Annotated in this window: 5 protein-coding genes; 4 read left to right on the top strand and 1 reads right to left on the bottom strand. The window is 61.0% G+C overall.

Translation table 11 applies throughout. From position 1 onward, the window contains the following. The first annotated feature begins 253 nt into the window (after nucleotides 1-253). The 4 genes from hmpF to fabD all read left to right on the top strand — a co-directional run bounded on the left by hmpF (nucleotide 254) and on the right by fabD (nucleotide 5,173). On the top strand, nucleotides 254-1,981 hold the full coding sequence (gene hmpF, locus NW839_RS05695) for a pilus motility taxis protein HmpF (RefSeq protein WP_414350524.1): 1,728 nt from the start codon (nucleotides 254-256) through the stop codon (nucleotides 1,979-1,981). A gap of 229 nt (nucleotides 1,982-2,210) precedes the next feature. After that, a complete protein-coding gene (gene plsX / locus NW839_RS05700) occupies nucleotides 2,211-3,314 on the top strand; it encodes a phosphate acyltransferase PlsX (RefSeq protein WP_238376983.1) in 1,104 nt (367 codons plus the stop codon). After that, nucleotides 3,301-4,302 (top strand): beta-ketoacyl-ACP synthase III, encoded by a 1,002-nt coding sequence (locus NW839_RS05705; protein ID WP_011433908.1) that lies wholly within the window; start codon nucleotides 3,301-3,303, stop codon nucleotides 4,300-4,302. The genes plsX and NW839_RS05705 overlap by 14 nt, the downstream gene beginning before the upstream one ends. Nucleotides 4,303-4,306: 4 nt before the next feature. After that, on the top strand, nucleotides 4,307-5,173 hold the full coding sequence (gene fabD / locus NW839_RS05710; RefSeq protein ID WP_414350527.1) for an ACP S-malonyltransferase: 867 nt from the start codon (nucleotides 4,307-4,309) through the stop codon (nucleotides 5,171-5,173). 21 nt (nucleotides 5,174-5,194) lie between these two features. Here fabD and NW839_RS05715 read toward each other — a convergent pair whose 3' ends face one another. Then, nucleotides 5,195-6,802: a glycoside hydrolase family 3 protein gene (locus NW839_RS05715; RefSeq protein ID WP_414350529.1), complete on the bottom strand. Its 1,608-nt coding sequence runs from the start codon at nucleotides 6,800-6,802 to the stop codon at nucleotides 5,195-5,197. Between the last annotated feature and the right edge of the window lie 194 nt (nucleotides 6,803-6,996).

Here is a 6,996-nt window from a genome sequence, read left to right on the forward strand (position 1 = left end):
AACACAACTCTACACCACACCCTAGACTACTTTAGTGCTCCGCCACCGGTTTGAATAGCTACCCCAGGCATCCCCAAAACTCATCTGGCGAAGGCGTTTTTTTTACCCTATGGTTGAGTCTAGAAAGGTGGTGTAGTCTTTATGCGCCTCGGCGAGCCATGTTCTGGCGGCCGTCCATTTTTCCCCGGCCAGGGGCAGTGGCTCGGTGGGGTCAAGGCTGGTGCTGTCCATGCTGTTTTAGAGGAGTTCAGGCGTGCTGTACCTAGCAGAGCTATCCAAGCCGATTGGATTTGCCAAGTCGTCTCTGCAATTGCTGGCCAAGCAGCAGCAGGACAATACCTGGGTGGCCGTGAACGAAGAATCCATTACTTTGGAAGGCCGCATCGCCCAGGAGGCTGGGCGCTTCAAGGATGGGTCATTGGTGCTGGCGGAAATCTCCGGCAACCGTCAGGTCGCCCGCATCAGCGAAGCCGCTCGCCAACTGGTGACCTATCTGCAAAACTTCAGCCAACTTCAGCTCAGAGCCCGCAGCCAGGAGGAGGAGATCGAGGTTTGGAAACAGTCCCTCACCTTTCAGGCGCATGAGCTTACCCGCCGCGAGATGGAGCTAGCAGCTCAAGAAGAAGAGGTGCAGCGGCTGTACGAGCAGTACAAGAGTGTAGAGGAAGATCGCAAACTCCTGGACAGCCTCAAAGAGGAACTGGCAGCCCAGCAGGCTTACTTGGCTGAACAACAGCGCCTGATCGGAGAACAACGGGAAGCTCTGAATCGGCAGCGGCAAGAGTTGGAAGCCCAGTTGCAAGAAGCTCGCTCCAGCCGCTTGGGGGAGGCAGAAGCAGCGCAGCTACAGGCTTTGATGCAACAGCTCCAGGAGAGTCTGCATCCGGCTGGAGATCCCTTGGCGCTTCTGCAAAGCTTGAAAAGCCACATTCAGCAGCAGCAGGAGCACTTGAATCAACAGATTGCCCAACTGGAAGCAGAACGTCAGCAGGCCCAGGCCCGGCAAGACGAGCTGGATCGAGACTACCGCGCTTGGCAAGAACGCCACACCGCTTGGTGGGGATCCCGACAATCCCTGGAGCACAGCCAAGCAGAATGGCAAACTCGACAGGGATCCCTGCGAGCCCATCAAGAGCACCTGCAGAGGATTCTCCAGCAGCTGCAATCTCAAGAGAGCCTATACCAGAAAGCCTCTCGTCTGGTGCAGGAGTACGACTTTATCGTCGATGGCAGCAGCAACGGCAGGGCTGGGGAGCCGGCGATCTCGGTCGAGGAGCTGGCGGCTTTGGTCAGCCAACTGCGCCGAGATTACGAGCAGCGGGCGGCCCAGGTCAGCCAGCAGCGGGCCGAACTGGAGCAAAACCGGCAAACCCTGCGGGAGCTGCAAGAGCGGCTGGCCAGCGCCTCTCCAGAGGAGCGGTTTGACATCGAGATGGATATCGACTATGCCCAGTCTGCCTGCAGTGCTTTGGAAGAAGCCCTGCTGCCTCAGGAAAAAAACCTGCAGCGAGAGTATGAAGAGTTGACCCGCCAGGAAGCCCGCCTTAGACAGCTGCAAAATCAAGCTGCTGCCCCGGTTCAGGTCGATATTGGGCCGCTCCTGGAACAGATCGGCAGCCAGAAGCAGGATCTTCTCCAAGAAAAAGGTCGTCTGCAAACCCTCATTCAACAACTGGAATCGTCCTTGCCTTCTCAGCAGGAGCAGCTCGCCCGCCAACGGCAGGAATTGGAGCAGCAGTGGCAACACCTGGAGCAAGAGGAGGGATCCCTGCGGGCGCGCGCCCAGGCCATGGCAGAAACCTGGGGTCGCCTCAATCACCTGCAGGCCACCCTCTATCCAGAGCGGGATCGGTGGGCAGCGTTGGCGGGAGAATTGGCGCAGTTGGAGACGGAGCTGAGCCAACACCAAGCCAGAAACTCCACCGCACGCGACCACGTCCAACAGGTACACTTTCTCCTGGCTACCCTCGCGCAGGCGTGAGGGAGTTCACGTTTCCTGTGGGGGGTGGGGAGAACCGGCGCAAGGGGAACTACGGCCTTAATTGAGGAAAACAAATCTGGTAAAATTCGCTAGCACCCTGCAGCCACTGGGGCTCCCAATTCTCGGGCGAGGGGACTGCAGAGGTTAGTGCGTTTTGCCCCGCTTCCTGCTTGCAGTTGCCAAGGATATTCCAGTGTGAGGTCAGCTTGTGCGAATTGCGGTCGATGCGATGGGGGGTGACTACGCTCCCGAAGAGATCATCAAGGGCGCCCTGCTGGCCCATCGGCAGCTCCGGGTCGGGATTGCACTAGTCGGTCGTCCAGATTCCCTCAAGCCCTTTCTGCCCCAACCCTTGCCTGCTGGGATCACCATTGTGCCTGCCGAAGAGGATGTGGGCATGGCGGAAGAGCCGCTGATGGTGCGCAAAAAGCCCAAAGCCTCCATCAACATCTCGATGCAACAGGTGCGCTCCAACCAAGCGGATGCCGTGGTGGCCGCCGGGAATACCGGAGCAGCGATGGCTGCGGCCTATCTGAATTTGGGCCGGCTGGCAGGGATCGATCGCCCGGCCATTGGCGCTCTTTTGCCCACTTTGAAAGGCAAGCCGGTGCTGCTGCTGGATGTGGGGGCCAATGTGGATTGCCGGCCCCGCTTTTTGGAGCAGTTTGCCCGCATGGGATCCCTCTACTGCCAGTGCGTGCTGGGGATCGAGAAGCCGCGGGTGGGCCTGCTCAACATCGGCGAGGAGCCCAACAAGGGCAATGATTTGGCTCTGGCCACCCACCAGCGTCTGGCCCAGTTGCCAGGGATCCATTTCGCCGGCAATGCCGAGGGGCGGGATGTGCTGACCGGGGAGTTTGATGTGGTGGTGTGTGACGGCTTTGTGGGCAATGCCCTCCTCAAGTTTGCCGAAAGTGTTGGCCAGGTGATCACCCAGGTGCTGCGGGAGGAGCTGCCCCGCGGCTGGCGCGGCAAGTTGGGCTGCTGGCTGCTCCGGCCCAACCTCAAGCAGGTAAAGCGGCGCATGGACTACGTGGAGTATGGCGGTGCTTTGCTGCTCGGCGTCAACGGCATCTGCGTGATTACCCACGGCAGCTCCAAGGCGCCGATGGTCTACCACGCCATTCGCCTGGCCAAAGAGGCGGCAGAACAGAAAATCCTACAGCGGCTGCAGGCGGAAATGGTTGACCCTCGCGAACCTGAATCCAACCCCAGGCGGCGCACCCGGCCCCTTCAGGTCTACTCTGGCTCTGGCCCGGAAGTGTTGCCGTTGGGATCCCTGGAAAGGACTTCCTCCCGCTGTCCCGAACCCGTGGAAGATGCCCAGCCATAGCCTCCCGACCGTGCGGCTGGTGGGGGCAGGGGCTGCCCTGCCGGATCCCTGCCTGAGCAACGACGATCTCGGCCAGATCGTCGAAACTTCCGACGAATGGATCTGGCCCCGCACCGGCATTCGTCAGCGGCGCATTCTGCCCCCTGAGCTGAGCTTGGTGGATTTGGCGGTCCAGGCAGCCAAGGCCGCTTTGGCTCAGGCCGGGATCTTGCCTCAAGACCTGGATTTGATCCTGCTGGCCACTTCCACCGGTGTCGATCGGTTTGGCTCGGCCCCTCAGGTGCAGGCAGCTCTGGGAGCAACGCGGGCGGTGGCTTTTGATCTGACGGCAGCCTGCACGGGCTTTGTCTTTGCAGTGGCCACGGCAGCGCAGTTTTTGCAAACCGGGCTGTATCGGCGGGCCTTGGTGGTGGCGGCGGATGTGCTCTCCCGTACGGTGGACTGGGCAGATCGCACCACCTGTGTCTTGTTTGGAGATGGGGCCGGGGCGGTGGTTCTAGAGGCGGGGGAAACCGGCGGGATCCTCAGCATTGAGCTGCGCAGCGATGGCAGTGGCAGCGAGCTACTCAGCTTGTCCATGGCTACAGAGGCCAAGCCCCTGGTGGGATCCCTGCAGGTGGGGCAGTATCGCTGCTGCCCCATCACCATGAATGGCCGCGAGGTGTACAAGTTTGCCGTCCAGGCGGTGCCGGAGATCATCGAGAAGGCTCTCTTTCGGGCTGGGATCCCGGCGGAGGCGGTGCAGGGATATTTTATTCATCAGGCCAACCAGCGCATTCTCGATGCGGTAGCCAAGCGCCTGCAGCTGGATCCGCAGCGGGTGGCCAGCGTCTTAGAGCATTACGGCAACACCTCGGGCGCTTCGGTGCCGATTGCCTTGGCCACTTGGATCGAGCAGGGACGCTTTGGCGCCGGCGATCTGGGGGTGATGGCGGGCTTTGGCGCCGGCCTTACCTGGGGGGCGATTGTGTTTCGTTGGGGGAAATGAATTGATGACCGTTGCCTGGATCTATCCCGGCCAGGGATCCCAAGCGGTGGGCATGGGAAGGGACTTGCGGAACTGGCAGGGAGCAGGCCAGAAGTTGGCTTTGGCCCGTGAGATGTTGGGATGGGATCCCTTAGCTCTGTCGGAAGACCAGATCCACCAGACCGGCTACACACAACCGGCTTTGTTCACCGTATCGGCCCTGTTGACGGACTATCTCTACGCCCAGGGTCAGGCTCCTGCCTGCACTGCCGGCCACAGTCTGGGCGAATACAGCGCCCTCTACGCTGCCGGCGTGTTTGATTTCGAGACCGGCCTGCGGCTGGTGGCGCTGCGGGGCCAACTGATGGAAGCTGCAGGGGATCCTCCAGGCCACATGGCAGCGGTGATGGGGTTTGACCGCGACAAGCTAGAGCATCTGTGCCAGATGATCCCCGATGTCACCCTTGCCAACGACAACAGCCCGGATCAGGTGGTGATCAGCGGCTCAGTGGAGGGGGTGCAAGCCGTCTGTGAGCAGTTGCAGGCCAAGCGCACCGTTCCCCTCAAGGTAAGTGGCGCCTTTCACTCGCCCTTTATGAAGGCTGCTGCCGAGGAGTTTGCCCACACCCTGCGCGCTGTTGACTTTCAGCCGCCGCGAGTGCCCGTCTACAGCAACTGCACTGCCACCGCCAGCCGGGATCCGCAAGCCCTTAAGCAGGCGCTGCTGGCCCAGATGACTGCCCCTGTCCGCTGGCGAGAAACCGTGTTGCAGATGGCCGCCGACGGCATCCAAGAGGTGTGGGAAATCGGCCCCGGCAACGTGCTGACGGGCTTGGTGAGGCGAACGGTGCCGACCCTGACGCGGTGCAATTTCAGCAACCTCAGCAGCTAGGGGATCTGCTATGGAGCTCCGCTAACGCGACCAGGATCCCTCCAAGTGGGATCCAACCGGCAAGCGACCCTGGGCCGGGATCTGTCCCAACAACACCTGCAGCAACGCCTGTAGAGAGACGGGGGTAGTGCCGTAGCAGGCCAAATAGACCGGGATCTGGGGCAGGGCAAAGGCGTCGTAGGGGGATCCCAAGGCCAACCCAATCACCTTTTCCGGGGGAAGGGATCCCAGTAAGTCCGCCAGCAACTCCTTCTGAAGCGGGTAACGAAACAGATCAAGGGATCCCACCAGCACTTGGTCAGCTCTTGACGCCCCTTGCAGGGTTGTTTGCAAATCCTCAGGGGTAGGCTCTGGGCTGATCTTGAGAACCTGAGCACCGGGCCAGACATTTTGGAAAAGATCCCCCAGAAGAGGCACAGGGGTAATGAGCAGCGGGTCGGGGGCCAAGGGAGGCAGGGATCCCCGTACTAGGGTGATGCTGTCTTGGGCGATTTGGCGGGCCAGTGCCCGGTGGTTTTCCAAGCCGGCAGGGGGGAAAGGGGGGCAGGGGGATCCCAGCCTGTAGCGCCGCTTCAAGGCCAAAATCCGCTCCACCGACTGATCCAACTGCTCAACCGACAAGCGCCCGGCACGGAACTCCCGCAGCAGATGGGCATAGGCTTCTTTTTGGATGGCCGGGCTAAAGCCGGGATCTGCCCCAAACACCAGCACATCGGCTCCTGCCCTAAAGGCCAGTTCTGCCGCTTCGGGAATGCCGTAGGTGCGGGCAATGGCCCCCATGGTCAGGGAATCCGTCAGGACAAGACCCTTGAAACCCAGCTTCTGCCGCAGCCAGCCCGACACCACCTCAGGGGCCAGCGTTGCCGGTTGCAAGGACTTCGTCCCGCTGTCGCCGACGGATCCCAGAGCCGGCATCACCACATGCGCCGTCATCATCGCCTCTGCCCCTGCCCGGATCAAAGCCTGAAACGGGCGCAATTCCGTGGTCTGTAGCGCCTCCAGAGGGCGATCCACCCGCGGCAACCCCAGGTGGGAATCGATATCGGTGTCCCCATGACCGGGAAAATGTTTGGGCGTGCAGAGGATCCCGGCTTGCCGATAGCCGCGCCACAGGGCCAGGCCATAGTCCGCTACCTGTTTCGGGTCTGACCCAAAGGCTCGGATGCCAATGATGGGGTTGTGAGGGTTGCTGTTCACGTCCACAACAGGGGCGAAGTTGAGGTTAAACCCCAAACTTTTCAGCTCCGTTCCCACCGCACGGGCCATAGCTTCCGCCTTTGCCAGGGATCCCGCTGCTGCCACTGCCATGGCGCTGGGGAACACCGTCACCCCCTCGGTAAGGCGCACCACCGGCCCCCCCTCTTGATCAATGGCTATCCATAGGGGGACACGGGCCTGTGCCTGAGCGGCGGCAATGAGCTGGGCCACCTGAGGCAACGTTTGAATGTTGCCGGCAATCGAATAGAAGATCAGCCCGCCCACGTGGTAGTCCCGGATCATCTCCTCGAGAGCGGAGGAAAACTCAGCTCCCTCAAAATAAACCAGAAACAGTTGCCCCACTTTCTCCTCAAGGCTCCAAGCCCTGGGATCCACTGCGGCAGCGGGACGGGATCCTATCGAGCATGTCAAAGCAGATGTCCTAAAGCAGATGTCCTTGGGCGTCGCTGCCAAGAAAGCCGGTCAGGATGAGCGTAAACTACCCGACATCAACCGCTAGGCGGTACGGAGCGGGCTTTTAGTAGCCCTGCAGTTAGCAAGCCAACCACGAGCCTCTGGGGTGGTTTACAGCACCCCCAATCGACCGTTACCAGTGCCTTAAACAA

Source organism: Synechococcus sp. R5-15, from assembly GCF_047462035.1.
In the GTDB taxonomy this organism is placed as follows: Bacteria; Cyanobacteriota; Cyanobacteriia; order Thermostichales; family Thermostichaceae; genus Thermostichus.

Bases quoted from the DNA above. Each gene is read 5' to 3' on its own strand.
- plsX (WP_238376983.1), top strand. From the start codon at position 2,211: ATGGGGGGTGACTACGCTCCCGAAGAGATCATCAAGGGCGCCCTGCTG.
- NW839_RS05705 (WP_011433908.1), top strand. From the start codon at position 3,301: ATGCCCAGCCATAGCCTCCCGACCGTGCGGCTGGTGGGGGCAGGGGCT.
- fabD (WP_414350527.1), top strand. From the start codon at position 4,307: ATGACCGTTGCCTGGATCTATCCCGGCCAGGGATCCCAAGCGGTGGGC.